Origin of the sequence: Burkholderia sp. JPY481 (genome assembly GCF_038900515.1) — a bacterium.
Lineage (GTDB): Bacteria > Pseudomonadota > Gammaproteobacteria > Burkholderiales > Burkholderiaceae > Paraburkholderia > Paraburkholderia youngii.
The window spans coordinates 73,209-91,290 of the sequence record NZ_JAYMRT010000002.1; the positions used below are offsets into that span (position 1 = coordinate 73,209).

General features: G+C 65.0%; 23 protein-coding genes. 10 read left to right on the top strand and 13 right to left on the bottom strand.

Annotated elements, in window-relative coordinates; translation table 11 throughout:
• Nucleotides 1-134 precede the first annotated feature (134 nt).
• Together VSR82_RS05675 and VSR82_RS05680 are read left to right on the top strand one after the other, a co-directional pair.
• Nucleotides 135-1,634 (top strand): cryptochrome/photolyase family protein, encoded by a 1,500-nt coding sequence (locus VSR82_RS05675; RefSeq protein WP_498857518.1) that lies wholly within the window; start codon nt 135-137, stop codon nt 1,632-1,634.
• A gap of 44 nt (nt 1,635-1,678) precedes the next feature.
• On the top strand, nt 1,679-2,137 hold the full coding sequence (locus VSR82_RS05680) for a TspO/MBR family protein (RefSeq protein WP_368584126.1): 459 nt from the start codon (nt 1,679-1,681) through the stop codon (nt 2,135-2,137).
• Here the strand turns inward: VSR82_RS05680 and VSR82_RS05685 are convergent.
• On the bottom strand, nt 2,134-2,316 hold the full coding sequence (locus VSR82_RS05685) for a DUF3563 family protein (protein WP_176378905.1): 183 nt from the start codon (nt 2,314-2,316) through the stop codon (nt 2,134-2,136). The two genes, VSR82_RS05680 and VSR82_RS05685, sit on opposite strands and share 4 nt — an antisense overlap.
• A gap of 109 nt (nt 2,317-2,425) precedes the next feature.
• A complete protein-coding gene (locus VSR82_RS05690; RefSeq protein WP_429456485.1) occupies nt 2,426-3,604 on the bottom strand; it encodes an extracellular catalytic domain type 1 short-chain-length polyhydroxyalkanoate depolymerase in 1,179 nt (392 codons plus the stop codon).
• 360 nt (nt 3,605-3,964) lie between these two features.
• On the opposite strand from VSR82_RS05690, the gene VSR82_RS05695 reads away from it, so the two are divergent.
• From VSR82_RS05695 to VSR82_RS05710, 4 genes are all read left to right on the top strand, one after another.
• Entirely contained in the window at nt 3,965-4,666 is a 702-nt protein-coding gene (locus VSR82_RS05695) for a phosphatase PAP2 family protein (protein WP_429456483.1), read from the top strand.
• Nucleotides 4,667-4,854: 188 nt separating this feature from the next.
• A complete protein-coding gene (gene modA, locus VSR82_RS05700) occupies nt 4,855-5,628 on the top strand; it encodes a molybdate ABC transporter substrate-binding protein (RefSeq protein ID WP_429456481.1) in 774 nt (257 codons plus the stop codon).
• Nucleotides 5,629-5,650: 22 nt separating this feature from the next.
• Nucleotides 5,651-6,325: a molybdate ABC transporter permease subunit gene (gene modB, locus VSR82_RS05705; protein WP_429456479.1), complete on the top strand. Its 675-nt coding sequence runs from the start codon at nt 5,651-5,653 to the stop codon at nt 6,323-6,325.
• Between the two features lies 1 nt (nt 6,326).
• On the top strand, nt 6,327-7,037 hold the full coding sequence (locus tag VSR82_RS05710; RefSeq protein WP_498857519.1) for a sulfate/molybdate ABC transporter ATP-binding protein: 711 nt from the start codon (nt 6,327-6,329) through the stop codon (nt 7,035-7,037).
• A 63-nt stretch (nt 7,038-7,100) separates the two neighbouring features.
• On the opposite strand, the gene VSR82_RS05715 is transcribed toward VSR82_RS05710, so the two are convergent.
• A complete protein-coding gene (locus tag VSR82_RS05715) occupies nt 7,101-7,946 on the bottom strand; it encodes a TOBE domain-containing protein (RefSeq protein WP_368584132.1) in 846 nt (281 codons plus the stop codon).
• 85 nt (nt 7,947-8,031) lie between these two features.
• Nucleotides 8,032-8,736: an SDR family NAD(P)-dependent oxidoreductase gene (locus VSR82_RS05720; RefSeq protein ID WP_368584133.1), complete on the bottom strand. Its 705-nt coding sequence runs from the start codon at nt 8,734-8,736 to the stop codon at nt 8,032-8,034.
• A gap of 144 nt (nt 8,737-8,880) precedes the next feature.
• Between VSR82_RS05720 and VSR82_RS05725 the strand changes: the two genes are divergently transcribed.
• Nucleotides 8,881-9,129: a hypothetical protein gene (locus VSR82_RS05725; protein ID WP_368584134.1), complete on the top strand. Its 249-nt coding sequence runs from the start codon at nt 8,881-8,883 to the stop codon at nt 9,127-9,129.
• 66 nt (nt 9,130-9,195) lie between these two features.
• On the opposite strand, the gene arsH is transcribed toward VSR82_RS05725, so the two are convergent.
• The 6 genes from arsH to VSR82_RS05755 all read right to left on the bottom strand — a co-directional run bounded on the left by arsH (nt 9,196) and on the right by VSR82_RS05755 (nt 12,808).
• Nucleotides 9,196-9,957: an arsenical resistance protein ArsH gene (gene arsH, locus VSR82_RS05730; RefSeq protein ID WP_429456474.1), complete on the bottom strand. Its 762-nt coding sequence runs from the start codon at nt 9,955-9,957 to the stop codon at nt 9,196-9,198.
• Entirely contained in the window at nt 9,954-11,051 is a 1,098-nt protein-coding gene (gene arsB, locus VSR82_RS05735) for an ACR3 family arsenite efflux transporter (protein ID WP_429456472.1), read from the bottom strand. The genes arsH and arsB overlap by 4 nt, the downstream gene beginning before the upstream one ends.
• Nucleotides 11,038-11,559: an arsenate reductase ArsC gene (locus VSR82_RS05740; protein ID WP_429456470.1), complete on the bottom strand. Its 522-nt coding sequence runs from the start codon at nt 11,557-11,559 to the stop codon at nt 11,038-11,040. The genes arsB and VSR82_RS05740 overlap by 14 nt, the downstream gene beginning before the upstream one ends.
• Nucleotides 11,556-12,023 (bottom strand): ArsI/CadI family heavy metal resistance metalloenzyme, encoded by a 468-nt coding sequence (locus VSR82_RS05745; RefSeq protein ID WP_429456468.1) that lies wholly within the window; start codon nt 12,021-12,023, stop codon nt 11,556-11,558. The genes VSR82_RS05740 and VSR82_RS05745 overlap by 4 nt, the downstream gene beginning before the upstream one ends.
• Nucleotides 12,020-12,352, bottom strand: coding sequence for an ArsR/SmtB family transcription factor (locus tag VSR82_RS05750; RefSeq protein WP_368584139.1), 333 nt, complete (start codon nt 12,350-12,352; stop codon nt 12,020-12,022). Before VSR82_RS05750 ends, VSR82_RS05745 begins: the two co-directional genes overlap by 4 nt.
• A gap of 63 nt (nt 12,353-12,415) precedes the next feature.
• The gene (locus VSR82_RS05755) at nt 12,416-12,808 is read right to left on the bottom strand and encodes a tautomerase family protein (RefSeq protein WP_429456465.1); all 393 of its coding nucleotides are present in this window, start codon (nt 12,806-12,808) and stop codon (nt 12,416-12,418) included.
• Nucleotides 12,809-12,906: 98 nt separating this feature from the next.
• Here VSR82_RS05755 and VSR82_RS05760 point away from each other — a divergent pair, with 98 nt between their 5' ends.
• A complete protein-coding gene (locus VSR82_RS05760) occupies nt 12,907-13,758 on the top strand; it encodes a LysR family transcriptional regulator (RefSeq protein WP_429456463.1) in 852 nt (283 codons plus the stop codon).
• Between the two features lie 44 nt (nt 13,759-13,802).
• On the opposite strand, the gene VSR82_RS05765 is transcribed toward VSR82_RS05760, so the two are convergent.
• Nucleotides 13,803-14,429 (bottom strand): hypothetical protein, encoded by a 627-nt coding sequence (locus VSR82_RS05765; RefSeq protein WP_429456461.1) that lies wholly within the window; start codon nt 14,427-14,429, stop codon nt 13,803-13,805.
• 186 nt (nt 14,430-14,615) lie between these two features.
• Between VSR82_RS05765 and VSR82_RS05770 the strand changes: the two genes are divergently transcribed.
• Entirely contained in the window at nt 14,616-14,978 is a 363-nt protein-coding gene (locus VSR82_RS05770; protein WP_368584143.1) for an MbcA/ParS/Xre antitoxin family protein, read from the top strand.
• Nucleotides 14,975-15,676: an RES family NAD+ phosphorylase gene (locus tag VSR82_RS05775; protein WP_429456459.1), complete on the top strand. Its 702-nt coding sequence runs from the start codon at nt 14,975-14,977 to the stop codon at nt 15,674-15,676. Before VSR82_RS05770 ends, VSR82_RS05775 begins: the two co-directional genes overlap by 4 nt.
• 37 nt (nt 15,677-15,713) lie before the next feature.
• On the opposite strand, the gene VSR82_RS05780 is transcribed toward VSR82_RS05775, so the two are convergent.
• Both VSR82_RS05780 and VSR82_RS05785 read right to left on the bottom strand, forming a co-directional pair.
• Nucleotides 15,714-16,451 (bottom strand): metallophosphoesterase, encoded by a 738-nt coding sequence (locus VSR82_RS05780; protein ID WP_410848793.1) that lies wholly within the window; start codon nt 16,449-16,451, stop codon nt 15,714-15,716.
• 188 nt (nt 16,452-16,639) lie between these two features.
• On the bottom strand, nt 16,640-18,070 hold the full coding sequence (locus VSR82_RS05785) for a cytochrome c (protein WP_429456457.1): 1,431 nt from the start codon (nt 18,068-18,070) through the stop codon (nt 16,640-16,642).
• Nucleotides 18,071-18,082: the final 12 nt, after the last annotated feature.

Consider the following 18,082-nt stretch of genomic DNA (forward strand, 5'->3'; position numbering starts at 1 on the left):
GCGCATTACCCGGCGCCGTCGCGAGCAGCGCCCGCACCCTGCACAATTGGGACGGGCGCTGATCATTCTGGCGCGTGCGGCACGCTATGTGCGATGCCGGTCGTCAACTACCTTCATTCCGACCGCTCTTCCCGATGACACGCGCCCGCCGCCTGCACGACAGTTTCGACGCCGGCCTCGTCTGGTTTCGCCGCGATCTGCGCAGCACCGACCATGCCGCGCTGTACTACGCGCTCAAGCATTGCGAGCGCGTCTGGTGCGTGTTCGTGTTCGACACGACGATCCTGCAGCCAATCGTCGATGCCTGGCAGACGCGCCACCCAGGTGAGCCGGTGCGGGATCGCCGCATTGACTTCATTCTCGCGTCACTGGCTGAACTCGACGACGCGTTGCGCGCGCTCGGCGGCGGCCTCGTCGTGCTATACGGCGATCCGGCCGAGCTGGTGCCGAAGCTCGCGGCGGAGTTGCGCGTCGATGCGGTGTTCGCGAATCACGACTATGAGCCAGTGGCGATCGAACGCGACGCGACAGTCGGCGAGCGTCTCGAGGATGCGGGCCGGCAGTGGCTAACGTTCAAGGACCAGACGATTTTCGAGCGCGACGAGCTGCTGAACGGCCAGGGCAAGCCGTTCGCGGTCTTCACGCCGTACAGGAACGCGTGGCTCAAGCAATTGAACGGGTTCGATCTCAAGCCCTACCCGGTGGAGACCTACACGAAGCATCTGGCGGCGCTGCCGCGCGAGCTCGATCGTCGCTTGCCCACGCTCGATCAGCTCGGCTTCACGCCGAGCAACCTGACGGACTTGCAACTGCCCGCCGGCATGAGCGGCGCGCAACAGTTGCTCGACGATTTTCTGACGCGCATCGATAGCTACGCGGACAGGCGTGATTTCCCCGCCGCCAAGGGGCCGAGCTATCTGTCGGTGCACCTGCGCTTCGGCACGATATCGATCCGCACACTCGCACGGCTCGCGTACGAGATGTCGCTGCAACCCGACGGCAAAGGCGCGGCAACGTGGTTGTCGGAACTGATCTGGCGGGACTTCTACTTCATGGTCCTGGCGCACCATCCGCGCATCGCGAAAGGCGCGCCGTTCAAACCGGAATACGAGCATTTGCGCTGGGAAAAAGGTCCCTCGGCCGACGCAGCGTTCGCCGCCTGGTGCGACGGCCGCACCGGCTATCCGCTCGTGGATGCCGCGATGCTGCAGTTGAACCGGACCGGCTATATGCACAACCGCCTGCGGATGGTCACGGCGAGCTTCCTCGCGAAAGATCTCGGCATCGACTGGCGGCTCGGCGAGCGCTACTTCGCCGATCTGCTGAACGACTTCGATTTCTCGGCGAACAACGGCGGCTGGCAGTGGGCCGCCTCGACCGGCTGCGACGCGCAACCTTACTTCCGTATTTTCAATCCGGTCACGCAATCCGAAAAATTCGACCCCGACGGACGCTTTATCAAACGATATCTACCCCAGCTCGCCAAGTTGCCGGCAAAATGGATTCACGCGCCGTGGCTGGCAGGTGCGGAGCGGCTCGCGGAGTTCGGCGTGGTGTTAGGCGGAAATTATCCCGAGCCGATCGTCGATCACGCACAAGCCCGCGAGCGCACACTGGCCCGATACGGAAAGTGAGTGCCTGCTCACATCGTTGAATAAGAACGTCTGGAGGGGTGAAGATGCGCCGTCTGCCGTCGCTGCTCGTGTTTCTGATTCTGACGCTGGCGGCCGGCTGGGCCGCGAGTCTGTCGCTGCCGGATGCGTGGTACACGGGCCTGCAAAAGCCCGTGTTCAATCCGCCGAACTGGGTTTTCCCGCCCGTGTGGACCGTGCTTTACGTGCTGATGGCGTTTTCCGCCTGGCGCGTGTGGAAGCGCGACGGCCCGAGCGCGGCGATCGTACTGTGGGTCGTGCAGTTGCTGTTCAACGCAGCATGGATGTGGCTGTTTTTCGGCCTGCATCGGCCGCAGATAGCACTGATCGACATCCTGATCTTGCTGCTGCTGATCGTGATGCTGACGTATGTGTTCTGGCGACGCGATCGCCTCGCGGGCATTGTGCTCGTGCCGTACGTCGTGTGGGTCGCGTATGCGGCCCTTCTGAACTACGCGTTGTGGCAGCTGAATCCGGCTGCTTAGCCGTAGTGCTGGCTCATCCACGACGGCGCACGCAGGTTCGATTCCTGATCGAGCTTGCGCATACGGAATTCGAGGTCGTAGAGATCGGTCGCTTCGGCCAGATAAGCGTCAGCACGCTCTTTTGCGAGCTGGTCCGGCGACTTGGTCAAAAAGAGGAACAGGCGGCTGAGCAGATACATGGTTCACCTCGGCAATGATAGCTAGGCGTTTGCGCCTAAGGGATAACCCGTATTATAGGGAAAACCCTGAGTTCGCGCTACTGTTCATTTTCGAGGTGTTGCTCGGACGTCACCGCCCAGCCGAAGACGCCGCGAATCCTTCCGCGATGCGGCCTGCGTCCGTGCGACGCTGGTGCCGGAAAAACTCCCACAACATAGCGCTCGCGTCCGGGCCCTTGGACGAATGGAACGGCAGCGCATCGTCGCCGCCGGCCCATGCGTGACCGAGCCCTTGCACGCGACATACGCGCACCACGCGCCGCCCGCCGCGCAGATAATCGCGCACCACGACGCCATTTTTGCGGTCTTCGCGCGTCTCGCCGGCTTTGCGCGCGCCGTTTGCGTCGATGAGGCGGTTCAGGCGCACGAACTGTGTCGCCAACTGGTCGGCGTTGACCGGCGTGACCACATGGTCGGCGTCGCCATGGATGATCAATGCCGGCATCCCCGGGTACTGCGCGACGTTCGTCGTTTCGTCGACGAGTTCAACCGGCTCGCGACGCGCGCCACGCCGCATGACGTCCATCGCGGTAATGCCGGAGCGGGCTTCGCCGAACGCGGGGCCGGAATGCAGCGCGACAGCGGCGAAATGCTGCGGATACCTGACGGCCAACAGCGCCGTCAGCCCCGCGCCCGCCGAAATCCCCGCCACGTACACACGCTCGCGGTCAAAGCCGTGCTGCTCGACCAGCGCATCCACCAGCGAGACGACCGCGCGCGCTTCCGCGCCGCCCGCGTTGTCGCCGGCGTCGTACCAATGCCAGCAGCGGTGCGAGTGCGCGTGCTTCGATTGTTCGGGGTACACGACCGCGAAGCCGTAGCGATCGGCGAGCAGGTTCATCCGCGTGCCTTCGGCGAACTCGTCGATCGACTGCGTGCAGCCGTGCAGCATCACGACGAGCGGCATCGCCTCGTGCGCGTGCCCGGACGGTATATAGAGCCCGTACTGCAAATGATTGACCAGCCGGCCCGGCGCGGCCGGCGCGGAATGGAACGAGCGCGTCCACGCGCCGCTCGCCCATGCGGCCGCCCGGGGACGCACGCGCGACTCGCGCGGCGCTTCGCGTTTCGCGGGCTTGCGCAGCGCGGCAGTCGGCTTCAGTGGATGAGCCTTGCTCGACGGTTTGGTGGTAGCGGCGCGAGCCGGTCGCGCCTGTACTCGCTTGGCGGTTTTTTGCGCGTGTTCGGTTTGGATCGCGAGCAGGCGCTTGAAACCGCGCAGCCAGATTTTCGACAGGCTTTTTGCCATCGGCGATAGCCTCGCAAAAGGGACAAAAACGGACCCCAGATACTGCGGATCAGATGAAGTTGTGCAATGCACAATAACATCATTTTTCCTGCGTTGCTGAACGTCGGCGCCGGTCTTCGTGCCCATTTCAGTCACCCCGAACCTTGCCTGCGGCCTGTCGTCAAACTGCGTCGATAGCTGTTCGGCAGCCCACACTTCGGCGCGCAAATGCGCCGTGCGCCGCGAGACCGTTCGCGCGACACCCGACTATACTGGCGGTTGATTTCCCGACGTGTCGATCCTGGCCGCAGCGGCGTTCCGCGCCGGCAGCGCGCCGATTTCCACCAACCCGATTTCACGCGACCCCGTCGCGCTTCGCCCATGCCCGATTTACCGATCCACCTGTGGTATTCGATCACTAGCCTCGGCGGCGCCGGCTTGACGCTGCCGCTCGCGTTCGCCATAGCGCTGTGGTTGGCGGTCGGCTACTCGTGGCGCCTCGCGGCCTGCTGGCTCGCACTGCTGGGTACGGCGATCGGCGTCGTGACCGTGACCAAGCTCGCCTTCCTCGGGTGGGGCGTCGGCGTGCGCGAACTCGATTTCACCGGCGTCAGCGGTCACTCCATGCTGTCCACCGCCGTCTATCCGGTCGCGTTATTTTTGATGCTATTGCCTGCGCGCCGCGCCATCCGGGTGCTGGGTGTGCTTGCAGGGCTTGCCGCCGGCCTGGCGGTGGGCTTGTCGCGCGTCGTGCTGAGCGCGCATTCGCCGTCCGAAGCGGTGACTGGCTGCCTCGTCGGCGCGCTTGCCGCGCTCGCGTTCGTGCGAATCGCGTGGAATGCGGAAGCGGACCGGCTGTCGGCGCTGCCGGTCGCCGTCAGCATGATGGTGCTCGCACTGCTGATGCATGGCGTGCACGTGCCCACGCAGCGCTGGGTCACGCATATCGCGCTGAAGGTGTCCGGCCACGACCGGCCGTTCATTCGCGCGACATGGCGGTCCACCCGCATCATTCGGCCATCGGCCGCGCCGCTGTCGCAAACTCGCAATAGGCTCGAGCCGATGCGCGCGTCGGACATCTGAACGCTGCACCGGCCCTTCCGGCGCGTTTTCGAGCTTCCTTTTACAGTTTCGTAACGCTTCGCTTGCGCTCGCGCTATGCGCGAAGCGCAACACCGAATCGATCGTTTCGCCCACCGCTATAACCGCGCATACATTACGATAGGGTTTTAAGCCGCTGCTTCCCGTTCACGTCAGACTCCAGAGCCTACATGACCCTCTCTCGCCATCTGAAGCAGTACGCGCTGTGCGTCGCAGCCGCTGCCTCCGTCGTGGTCAGCGTGAATGCGCACGCCGATGAACTGGTGGTCTCGGCCGCCGCCAGTCTGACCAATGCGTTCAAGGCGGTCGGCGACGCGTTCGAGCAGCAGCATCCGGGCACCAAGGTTCTGCTGAACTTCGGCGCGTCCGACGTGCTGATGCAACAGATCGTCAAAGGCGCGCCCGCCGACGTTTTCGCGTCCGCCGATCAGAAGGCAATGGACAAGGCCGCCGCAGAAAAGGTGATCGTGCCGGCGACGCGGCGCGACTTCGCCGCCAACTCGCTGGTGCTGATCGTACCGGCCGACAGTCATCTCGCTCCCGCCAACCTGAAGGCGCTGACGACCGCGAACGTCAAGCGCGTCGCATTCGGCGATCCGGCCTCGGTGCCGGTCGGCCGCTACACGCAGGGCGCGCTGCAGGCCGCGGGCGTGTGGGACGCGGTCAACGCGAAGGCGGTGCTTGCGTCGAACGTGCGTCAGAGCCTCGATTACGTCGCGCGCGGCGAAGTCGACGCCGGCTTCGTGTTCGGCACCGACGCCGCGATCATGCCCGACAAGGTCAAGGTCGCGATGAGCCTGCCGACGCAAACGCCGATCACCTATCCGATCGCGCAGGTCGAAGGCAGCCATCACGCAGCCGACGCTCAGGCATTTATCGACTTCGTGCTGTCGCCGGCCGGCCAGGCGGTGCTCGCGAAGTACGGCTTCAAGCCGGCGCATTGATTCACACGGAGAGCACACGCTCATGGAACAGGCCTGGGTTCCGCTGCTGCTGTCGCTGAAGGTCGCGGGCTGGGCCACCGCGCTCAATCTCGTGCTCGGCGTCGCGGTGGCGCTCGGTCTGTCGCGCTGGCGCTCCGGCGCGCGCGACGTGATTGATTCGCTGCTGATGCTGCCGCTCGTGCTGCCGCCCACCGTGCTCGGCTACTACCTGCTCGTACTGCTCGGCCGACGCGGCGTGATCGGCGCGTGGCTCGACCGCTTCGACATCCAGCTCGTCTTCACGTGGCAGGGCGCGGTGATCGCGTCGACGGTGGTCGCGTTTCCGCTGGTGCTGAAGTCGGCGCGCGCCGCCTTTGAAGGCGTCGATCCGCAGCTGGAGCACGCGGCGCGCACGCTCGGGATCAGCGAGCCCGCGGTGTTTTTCCGCGTGACGCTGCCGCTCGCCGCGCGCGGCATCCTCGCCGGCGGCCTGCTCGCGTTCGCGCGCGCGCTCGGCGAATTCGGCGCGACGCTGATGGTCGCGGGCAACCTGCCGGGCCGCACGCAGACACTGTCGGTCGCGGTCTATTCGGCGGTGCAGGCCGGCGACGACCGCACCGCCAACTTCCTCGTGCTCGTGACCTCGGTCGCGTGCGTGACGATCCTGCTGCTCGCGGGACGCCTCGTGCCGCAGCACACGCTTCTGAGAGCCCGCTGACATGCCGCTCAACGTCGCCATCCGCAAGACCTTCGAGACCGCCGAGCGGCGCTTCACGCTCGACATCGCGTTCAGCGCGAACACGCAACGGCTCGTGCTGTTCGGACCGTCGGGCGCGGGTAAAAGCCTGACGTTGCAGGCGATCGCCGGCTTGCTGCGTCCCGATGAAGGGATCATCACCCTGCACGGCACCACCTTGTTCGATAGCGCGGTCGGTATCGATCAGAAGCCGCAGGCGCGCAAGATCGCGTATCTGTTTCAGGACTACGCGCTGTTTCCGCATCTGAACGTGCGGCAAAACATCGGCTTCGGGCTACACCAGGGCTGGCTCAATCCGCGCGCGCGCGGCGCGCACACGGAGGTCGATTACTGGCTCGACGCGCTCGAATTGAGGGGCGTGGCGGGCAATCATCCGGCGCAACTGTCGGGCGGGCAGAAGCAGCGGGTCGCGCTCGCGCGCGCGCTCATTTCGCAGCCGCGCCTGCTGCTGCTCGACGAGCCGTTTTCCGCGCTGGATAGCCAGTTGCGCCAGCGCATGCGGCGCGAGCTATCGGACCTGCAAACGCGGCTCGACATTCCGATGGTGCTGATCACGCACGATCCCGACGACGTCGCCGCATTCGGCGATCAGGTCGTGCAGATCAGCGACGGCCGCGTGCTCGAGGATCATCCTTTTCCCGGGTATGCGCGCAGCGAGGCGTCACCTCGTTGAGCGGGCGGCTTGGCGCCCTCGCTTCGAGGCTTGGCTTGCGCCTCCACTACGCCCCGGCAAGCCTCAATCCTTCACGCCGAGTATCACGCTCGACGCCTTGAACACGGCGACCGCACTCGCGCCTTCCTGCAAACCGAGCGTGTCGACGCTGCCATTGGTGACGATCGCGGTGACAACCGCGCCGCCTTCGAGCCCGAGCGACACTTCCGCGTTCACCGCGCCGCGCTTCACGCTCTGCACGGTGCCGCGCAACTGATTGCGCGCCGACAGCTTCAACGGCGCATCGCCATCGCCGTCACCCGCAACGAGCAGCACGACCCACGACGCCTTGATCAGCGCAAACGCCGCCACGCCGACCGCGAGCCCGAGCGCTTCGGTGCTCTCGTGCGTGAGCACCGCGACGATCGTGTGGCCGCCGGGCAGCGCGAGCGACACCTCGTCGTTGACGGTGCCGCGCTCGATCGTCGACACCGTGCCGTAGAACTGATTGCGCGCGCTCGTCTTCACGCCGATGCGGCCGATCAGGTCCCAGTCCGTCGCGAAGCCTTCGCCGATCGCCGCGCCGGCGCGTTCGAGAAAGCGCCGATGCTCGCGCTCGACCGCGCGAAACGTGTCGATCAGCTTCACCGCGCGCGGCGTCAGCGTCGTGCCGCCGCCGCCCTTGCCGCCGGTCAGACGCACGACGAGCGGCTCGCCGGCGAGGTTGTTCATCGTGTCGATGGCATCCCACGCGCCTTTGTAGCTGATGCCGACCGCCTTCGCCGCGCTCGTGATCGAGCCGGTCTCGCCAATCGCTGCGAGCAGCGCGATACGGGCCGCGCCGCCGAGCGTCTGCGTGCCGGCTTGAAACCAGACGGAGCCGCCGAGTTCGAGAGCGTCGCGCGGAGGATCGGGGCGGTCGGTGGTCATGACGGACAGTAGTCGAGCGTACGTGGTCGGGCGGAAAATCATTATAGCGACGCGCTCTTGCGCCGCTGGCCGCTGCGCTCGCGGCTCACCACGGCACGACTCTGCCGAGGTAGTCGAGGTAATGCAAACCGGTGCGGCCTTCGTAAGCGTCGATCGTGCTGACCAGGTTCGGGATGCTTTCGTCGATGCTCAGACGCGCGTCCGGGCCGCCCAGGTCGGTTCGCACCCAGCCGGGCGCCATCAGCAGCAGGGTTTTGGTGTCGCTTCGATGACGCGCGGCAAAGCTGCGCATGAACATGTTGAGCGCGGCCTTGCTGCCGCGATAGACCTCGTAGTTGCCGTTCTCGTTGTTGGCGACGCTGCCCTGCCCCGACGACATCACGCCGATCGTGCCGCTCGGCCGAACGAGATCCTGCAGCGCCTCGACGACCCGCATCGGACTCAACGCGTTGGTCACCATCACGCGCACGAATTCGTCGGTCGATACATCCGCGATCGTTTCGCGATCGTCGTTCTTGACGCCGGCATTGACGAAGAGCATGTCGATCGGGCGTCCTTCGAGGCGGCCGCGCAGCGCGGCGACCTGTTCGGGAATCGTGATGTCGACCGTTTCGACTTCGAGCGCCGCAGGTGACGCCTTCGCAAGCTGAAGGAGCCGGCTCGTGGAATTTTGCCTGCCGGTGGCGATGACTCGCCAGCCGCGTTTCAGGTACTCCTCGACCATTGCGAAGCCGAGGCCGCGCGAGGCGCCGATCAGAAGCACGGTTTTTTGTTCGGTTGCGGGTTGCATGGAGCGTTTCCTGTCGATGGACTCGGGTTGAAACTGGTCAACGAAACATAGTCACGCGTGACACGGCGCGGAAGATGCAATGCTTGCACTTATCGACCGTGAATCGTCGACAATGAGCAAAAGCCCGAATCAGGAGACCGCCCGATGCCACTCTCTGATCACTACTGGTTCCCGGCTAAACGCTATGGCTGGGGCTGGGGCTTTCCCGTGCGCTGGCAAGGATGGGTGACGCTGCTCGCGTATCTCGTGTTGCTCGGGGTGGTCGCTTTCCGCTTTCATCCCGCGGGTCATCCGCTCATGTTCGCGTTGCTGGTCGCACTATTAACCGCGGCTCTCGCGCTCGTGTGCTGGCTGAAGGGCGAGCCGCCACGCTGGCGGTGGGGTAAGCACTAGCCAGCCCGCTCGGCCACGCCAGCACCCGCGTCTTCAGCCGGGCATGCAGGTGCTCGGGTTAAGGGTTCATTCGGTTTCGCTGTCGTCGGTGTCGGCATTGGAGCTGATTTCGTGCCGCATCGCCGCGCCTGCAAGCAGGCTCCCCTGCATCGGCGCAGCCTCCTCGCGCTCGCTGTACCGATCGGTCAGATAGTCGGAACGGTCCCGCACCAGCAGCGTGAACTTGAACAGCTCTTCCATCACATCGACCACGCGGTCATAGTAGGACGAGGGCTTCATCCGGCCATCGGAATCGAACTCCTGGTATGCCTTCGCGACCGACGACTGATTGGGGATGGTCACCATCCGCATCCAGCGGCCAAGCACGCGCAGCGCGTTGACCGCATTGAACGATTGCGAACCTCCGCACACCTGCATCACAGCCAGCGTGCGGCCTTGGGTCGGCCGTATTCCCGCGCTTTCGAGCGGCAGCCAGTCGATCTGATTCTTGAATACGGCCGTGAGATTGCCGTGGCGCTCCGGGCTGCACCAAACCTGCCCCTCCGACCATTCGGACAGCTTGCGCAGTTCGACGACTTTCGGATGGTCTGCCGGGACACTATCGGCGAGCGGCAAGCCGTGCGGGTCGAATACCCGAGTTTCAGCGCCGAAATGCCGGAGGATGCGCTCGGCTTCGAGCGTCAGCAACCGGCTATACGACGTTGCTCGCAGCGAACCATACAGCAGCAGGATGCGTGGCGGATGCGCCGAAATCGTCACGGGTGCCAGCTTGTCCGCGTCCGGTATGTCGAGGTGCAAAGGGCTGACGTTCGGCAGGTCACTCATCACGGTCCGTTTCTCCCCAAGGCGGGCGCGATTTTTCGCTGCCCTGATTCGTACCATCCTTGCGAACGCTTCACGACGCCCACGACGAGCAGCATCACCGGGACCTCGATCAGGACGCCGACCACGGTCGCGAGCGCGGCACCCGAATGAAAACCGAACAGGCTGATCGCCGTGGCCACGGCGAGTTCGAAAAAGTTGCTCGCGCCAATCAGACTCGACGGGCCAGCGACGCAATGCGCGACGCCCAACTGGCGGTTGAGCAGGTAGGCCAGTCCCGAGTTCAGAAACACCTGGATCAGGATTGGCACGGCGAGCATCGCGATTACCAGCGGCTGCTCGAGGATCTGTTGACCCTGAAACGCAAACAGCAGGACCAGCGTCAAGAGCAAAGCGCAGATGGACCAGGGACCGAGACGGGCAACGACACTAAGGAAATGCTCTTCGCCCTTTCGAAGCAAGCGGTGGCGCAGCAGTTGCGCGAAGATGACCGGGAACACGATATACAGGCCAACCGAAGCAATCAGTGTGTCCCACGGCACCGTAATCGCGGACAGCCCCAGCAGCAATGCGACGAGTGGCGCGAACGCTACGACCATGATCGAATCGTTCAGCGCGACCTGCGACAGAGTGAAATACGGATCGCCCTTGCACAACTGCGACCACACGAAAACCATCGCCGTGCACGGCGCGGCCGCGAGCAGAATGAGACCCGCGACGTAGCTGTCGAGTTGCCCGTCGGGCAGCCACGGCCTGAACACATGACGAATGAACACCCAGCCCAGCACGGCCATAGAGAACGGTTTGACGAGCCAGTTGACCGCGAGCGTCACGCCGATACCGCGCCATTGGCTGCCGACCTGCTTCATCGCCGAGAAGTCGATCTTGATGAGCATCGGGATGATCATCACCCAGATCAGCGCGCCGACCGGGAGGTTCACGTGCGCGACTTCCATGCGCCCGAGCACCTGAAACACGTTGGGCGAGATCTGGCCGAGGATCACGCCTGCCACGATGCACAACGCGACCCACACTGTCAGATAGCGCTCGAAGAAGCCGATAGCTGGGCGCGCGGCTGCACGAGCGTCAGCGCGACTCATTGGTTTCCTCTGCCGGACGCTCGCCGATCGCACGCATTTCGCGCTCGATCGTGTCGTGGCTGAGCGCATGCAGCGGCAGGTTCACGAACTGGTTCACGCGGTTCATGATCTGTCGATAGACCTTGTCGAAAACCTGGCGCTTCTCGTCGTCGGTTCCGTGGCAGGCTGCGGGATCTTCAAAGCCCCAGTGTGCGCTGACCGGCTCGCCGGGCCAGATCGGGCAGACCTCGCCCGCAGCCTGATCGCATACGGTAATGACGAAGTCCATCCGCGGCGCGCCGGGCGTGGCGAACTCGTCCCAGCTCTTGCTGCGCATCTTCGCGGTGTCGTAGCCAAGCGCCGCGCATTTCTCGATCGCGAACGGATTCACTGCGCCGGACGGATGGCTGCCCGCGCTGTACGCGCGAAACTGGCCTTTGCCGAGCACGTTGAACAGCGCCTCAGCCATGATGCTGCGGGCGCTGTTGCCAGTGCAGAGAATCAGCACGGAATACGGTTTGCCGCTCACGTGCGGCTCCGAAATGAAATGCTTGTCTGCGACGGAACGCAGCAGGCTGCCGCGGGTTCGTTCGCTGCCAATGCCTGGGTATGAGATTGCCCATAGATCGGAGCCGATTCGAGCGTCCGGAAGGTTTCCCAAGCCACGCCTTGCGGATCGACTGTCCATGCCTTGTCCGACTTCGCGTAACAGCATGTCGTGCCGCTCTGATGTTGCACGGGAACTTCAGCGGCGGCGAAACGCGCGTTCATCTCTGCCAGTTCCTCGTCGGTTTCGACCTGGATGCCGATGTGATCGACGCCAGGCTTCGCCCCGCGTTGCGAGATCGCGAAGTTCACGACCGGGTCGCTCAACTCCCACTTGCAGTAATCGCTCTTGATGACCGTCGGCTCGACATTGCCGAACATCGCGCTGTAGAAGCGGATGCTGTCGGCAAGATTGTCGACAGCCACGTGAATGTGCATGCGTTTCATGTTTCGTCCGGGCAGCAGTTGGGAAGGTCGCTGGCGGCACACGAGGTACCGGAGCAGCAGTTCTCTGTGAGGAAGCCGATCAGCGACGTCATCGCGTCGAAGTTCGCGGTGTAGATGACGAAGCGCCCTTCCTGCCGCGGATTCACCAGTGCGGCGTGGGTCAGGTCTTTCAGGTGGAATGAAAGGCCGGAAGGCGAAATGCCCAATTGCTGCGCTATTTCGCCAGCCGCCATGCCTTTGGGACCGGCAACGACGAGCTGGCGAAAGATCGCGAGACGGGATTCGTGAGCGAGCGCGCCGAGCGCGCGTACGGCATTGATCGTGTCCATGAAGACACTATATCCACTCCATCTCTACATTTCAACATTTGTTGAAATGTAGAGATCAGGGCGCTAGTCGGGACGGCTCGCGTACTGCGCAATCCCATTCCCAAACGACCAGTTCTCCTTCTCGACCTCGACGAGATTGATGAACACATCCTCGGGCCGCACGCCGGGCGACTTCCCGAGTTCATCGACGATGCGCCGGTACAGCGCCTTCTTCTGCTCGACCGAGCGCGTGTTGCTGACGGTGAGCTGGATCACGACGAGATCGTCGCCGCGCTCGATATTCTGGTATTGCCGGTCGTAGATCATGTTGTCGGCCGTGTGCTCCGTGATCAGCATGAACATGTCGTCCTTCGGCACGTTGAACGTGTCCACCAGCGAGCGTTGAATACCGGCGGTCAGCGCATGGCGATAGTCGGCCGGCTTGCCGGCGCGCAGTGAGATTCGGGTGAGCGGCATGATGGGTTCCTTGTTGCGGTGTTGGAATGAACACAGCTTAGGCGCGCTCGATCATAATAAACAGATATCCATGCTTATTTCATCCATTTCCATTCGAAATGAAAGTCCTCGATCTCGATGCCGTGCGGGCCTTCGTGCTGGTCGCCGATCTGCGCAGCTTCACGCGCGCCGCGGACGCGCTCGACACCACGCAATCGGCCGTCAGCCTGAAATTGAAGCGACTGGAGGCGCACCTTGACAAGCAGTTGCTGGAGCGCACGCCGCGCGTCGTGCGTCTGTCCGCCGACGGCCAGGCGTTTCTCGGCGCCGCGCGCGAGTTGCTGAACGCGCACGAGCGCGCGCTCGGCGCGCTGTCGGTGGAGCGGCGGCGGCTCGTGCTCGGGCTGAGCGAGCACGTCGCTGGGCCCGATCTGCCGCACCTGCTAGGCCGGCTCAACGCGCACGATCCGGGTCTGGTGGTCGAGCTGCATATGGGCACGTCGGCGGCGCTGCTCGCGCAGTTCGACGAACGCCGGCTCGATGCGGCGATCGTCCGCTACGGCGCCGACGAACCGCCGCGCGACGACGCGCAGACGCTGTTCAGCGAACCGCTCGGCTGGCTGGCGACGCCGACATGGCTACCGCGACTCGATGAGCCGCTGGCGCTCGCGCTATTGAGCCCGCCGTGCAACGTGCGCGACGTCGCGTTGCGCACGCTCACAGCGGCGGGGGTCGCATGGCAGGAGGTGTTTGTGGGGGGTGGTGTCGCGGCGGTGGGCGCGGCCGTGGCCGCCGGGCTCGCCGTGTCGCCGCTCGCGCGCCGGGTTGCGCCGCGCGGATTGATCGACGTCGGCGTGCGGCTCGGCCTGCCTGCGCTACCGGAATCGCGTGTAACGCTGCATTCGCGCGTACGCGAGGCTCGCTCGGCGGAAACGCTGCGGCTGCTCGCAAACGGCCTCGCCGCGGCGTGACACGTCGACCGATGCCACGCCACGCGGCACCGCTCGAAGGAGTCTCAGTGGATGATCGGCGGCAGGGAACCGCTGCTGGCGGTCGCCGGATTGGGCACGGAGCCCATCGGCGCGACGCCGCTAACGTTTGCGGACGTGTCCGGCGAAGTCTGCGTAGCGGGCCTGATCGGATTCGCACGGGAAACCGCCGGCTGGGCCGCAACCTTGTCCACATGCGGACGCGCGGTGTGAACTGCCGCGAAATCGGCGCGCACGACCTTGCCCTGAGCCGGCTTTGCGTGCGCCAGTTGCACATGCGGCTGCGCGTGCTGCGCGGCCCGCGCGGTCACGGTGGCGTGCGACCGGTTCCGGCTCGACGCCGCGACTTCCACGCCGCCGCCATGCGCCGCGACGTTGCCGCCGTGGCTCGCGCCGGCCGATGCGACGCGAGGCGCCGCGTGCCGGACACTGGCCGCCTGCTGCGCATGCGCACCGGCCTTGGACTTGACGCCACTCTGCGTGCCCGCCTTCACCTTCACCTTCGTCGCCTCAGGCTTTTTCCGCGCGTGCGCCTGCCTGACAACGTGTCCGCTCGCCTCCGGCGGATTCCATACTTCCGCATAACCGGCGGCCAACGCCACCTGCGACACACACCACACGGCCAGCGCCGCTGCCACTGCTCGAACCCGCATCTGCTGCTCTCCTGATCGACGACTGCCCAAACGAGCCGGGATTATATTCTCTTGCAAAAATCCATTTATGGACTAATATCACTAAAAAGTACACATAGGGACTTACCCGAAATGGCTCACGCTGCCCGAATTTCCTCGCCCGAGGCGTCGCCGCGACGATCGCTTTCGGAACCCACGCTAACGCAAATGTCCGCGGCGGGTCTGCGTGCGTTCTTCAACATCGCGCGCGACTGGGACCTGAGCGCCGACGAGCAGATCGTGCTGCTCGGCAAGCCGGGCCGCTCGACGTTCTTCAAGTGGAGAGCGACGCCTGAGACCGCACGCCTCAGCCACGACACGCTGGAGCGACTGTCGCTGCTGCTTGGCATCTACAAGGCGCTGCAGATTCTGCTGCCGCAGCCCAACGCCGCAGACACTTGGGTCAAACGCCCCAATAGCGCACCGCCGTTCGGCGGCAAACGCGCGCTGGACCGCATGCTGGCGGGCAACATCAGCGATCTCGTGGCCGTGCGCCAGTATCTCGACGCAATGCGAGGCGGCTGGGCGTGACAAATCCGCAATGGCAGGACCGCTGGACCAGCGCCGCGCTCGACTGGACGCCCGCGTATCGCGTGATTCCGACGCGCTTCCCGGCCATCAATCTGTTCGATCGGGTCGCGTCGCCGGAAGATTTCGAAGCGCTGTACGCGCTCGAAGCAATGACCAACGACCGTCTGCGCACCGAAATCGGCGAACTCGATCTGGTGCCGCGCGAGGAGCGCCGCTTCGGGCCGGGCTACGGGCCGATCATGGCCGCGCTCACGCATCTGAATCCGCTTGGCAGCCGCTTTTCCGACGGCACCTACGGCGTGTTCTATTGCGCGCGTTCACGCGAGACGGCGATCGCCGAAACGCGCTATCACACCGGTCAGTTTCTCAAAGCGACCGCCGAGCCGCCGATGCGTCAGCAGATGCGTCTTTACACGGTAGCCGCGCAAGGCAGCGTGGTCGACTTGCGTCGCGACCCCGAGCTCGACGCAGCCGTGCTATCGCCCGACGACTACGTTGCCGGGCAGGCGCTCGGGCGCGCGGTGCGCGAGGCGGGTGCGCCGGGCATCGTCTATCCGTCGGTGCGCGACAGCGCTGGCGAATGCCTCGCGGCGTTCCGCACGGCGCTGCTGCGCGACTGCCATCACGCGGCATACCTCGAATACAACTGGAACGGCACGAGCGTGGATATGGTGTTCGAGTTGAACCAGGTCGGCTGACAGGAGAGCAGCGCAGCCGCGTGGCAACTTCAGCCGCTCAAGGCAAGGCCAGTTCCGCCGCGCCTTCCGCGCGAGCGGCTTCGACCGAGATCGACCAGCGGCGCAGCGCCTGCGGCTGCACGATCGTCAGCGTGCCGTCCGGCCCGAACGCGCCGGTATCGATGAACACCTGCGAGCCGATCTGCGTGATGTCGCGCACCGGCGTATGGCCGCAATAGGTCAGCGACAGTCCGCGTTGCCGCAGCGGATCGCCATGACCGAGCGCGAGCTCGCGGCCCCACAGTAATTGCTGGCGCGTTGCGGCCGAATAATTGCCCGCGTCGAGATCGGCGTCCGAGCCGAAGAATTCGGCGTGCAGAACGTTGAAGCGCGTCTTGCCGCTGCCGACCACGCGCACGAGCGGCAGCGTGCGCAGATGCTCGGCGTAGTAACGCAGACGTTCGTCGGGCACGTTGGCCGCCCACGCGCCGCCGATGCCGTACCACCACTGCCGCCGCAAGCGGCCGTCGGCGACCGCGCACAGCGCGTCTTCGTGATTGCCGAGCACCGCATAGAACCACGGCTTCGCGAGCAGCGCGAGCGCCTGCTCCGAGTGCTCGCCCCGATCCACCAGATCGCCGACCGAAAACAGCCGGTCGCACGTCGGATCGAACGCGATCTGACGCAGCAGGTAACGCAACGCATCGACGCAGCCGTGCAGATCGCCGACCACGAAATCGCGGCCGGCCTCGTTGGCGTCGTGATGCTGAACGAAGTTGGCGGGGGTGGCGTTCATCTCATCATGATAATGCCGCCGACGCGCCCGCGTATGCGGGGTGCCTATCGTATCGGCGCGCTTCATTGAGCAAGAAAGAGATCGAACGACGCAAAAACGACGCTAAAACGACACGTTCGCGGTATGCGTTACCGGAAATGCACGCTTTCGTGAGTCACTCCTGCCGCGCGCGCGAGTCGCCTCGCGTGCTATTGCAGCGTGCGCAGCTTCGCCACCTGGCCGGTCGTGATCGTCGCCTGCGGATTGCCGAACTGTTTCGTCACGTAGTTGGTGATCGCCGCGATCTGCTCGTCGTCGAGATGGCCGCCGAACGCGGGCATCAGCACGTCCGCGTGCGCGGTCGCGCGGTTCACGCCGTGCAGAATCACCAACGCGAGATTGTTTGCGTCGTTCGCGCCGACCGTCGAGTTGTGGAGCAGCGACGGATACGCGCCCGGCGCGCTCGCACCCACGCCCTGCCCGGTCCAGTTATGACAGGTCGCGCAATTGGCGACGAACAGCTGCGCGCCGTTCACGCCGGTGATCGCGGTGCCGCGCAGCGCGGTGACATCGTTGGCGGGATTGCCCCATTGATGACGGGGACGCGCGTCACCGCCGCTCACGGCCGGCACCGAGCGCAAGAACTCGACGACCGAGCGCAGATCCACCGGCGTCAGATACTGCGTGCTATTCGCGACAACCTCGCCCATCGGTCCGGCAGCGTTCGCGCGGCCCGGCGCCGCGCCGGTCGACAGATATGACCTGAGTTCGTCGTCGCGCCAGTCGCCGACGCCGCTCAGTTTGTCCGGCGTGATATTGAACGCATGCCAGCCGGCCTGCACCGCACCGGAGAAACGCGCGCTCGACTGCAGACCCTGCATGAAATTGCGCGGCGTGTGGCATTCCTCGCAATGCGCAAGCCCTTCGACCAGATACGCGCCTCGGTTCCATTCGGCGCTCTTTTTCGGGTCCGGCACGAAGCGCCCCTCGGTGAAGTTGAACATGTTCCAGAACACCATCAGCCAGCGCTGATTGAACGGGAACTTGAGACTGTTCGCGGGCGGCGTGTAGTGAATCGGCGTCAGCGTGTTCAGATAAGCGCGAATCGCGAGCACGTCCTCATTGGTCGCGCGCGTGTAGGCCGTGTACGGAAACGCCGGATAGAGCCGCTCGCCGCCCTTGCCGATGCCTTCGTGCATCGCGCGCATGAAGTCGGCGTCGCTCCATCGGCCGATGCCGGTGTCGGGATCGGGCGTGATGTTCGGTGTCACGATCGTGCCGAACGGTGTGCTGATCGGCAGGCCGCCCGCGAATGGGCGCGACTTGTCCGCCGTATGGCAGGCCGCGCAATCGGCGGCACGGGTCAGGTATTGGCCGCGCTTCACGAGTTCGCCATTCCTGGCGCTGCCGTCGAGCGTCGCCTGGCCGCCGTCCGACGCCTGCGCCGCGTCGTCGGCGCGCGCCTGGGTGATCGGCATTTCGTCGGTCGAAACTGCGTCGGGGCCGTGCGACTCGTGCCACGCAATCGACAGCGCGAACAGCGAAAACGCGGCCGCGAGCGCCGCGCCGCCGAAGCGGCGGCGCTGGGCCACGTGCATCCGCGCAGAATCCGGCTGCACGCGAGAGATGTTCTTCAGCATTTGTGGCTCTCC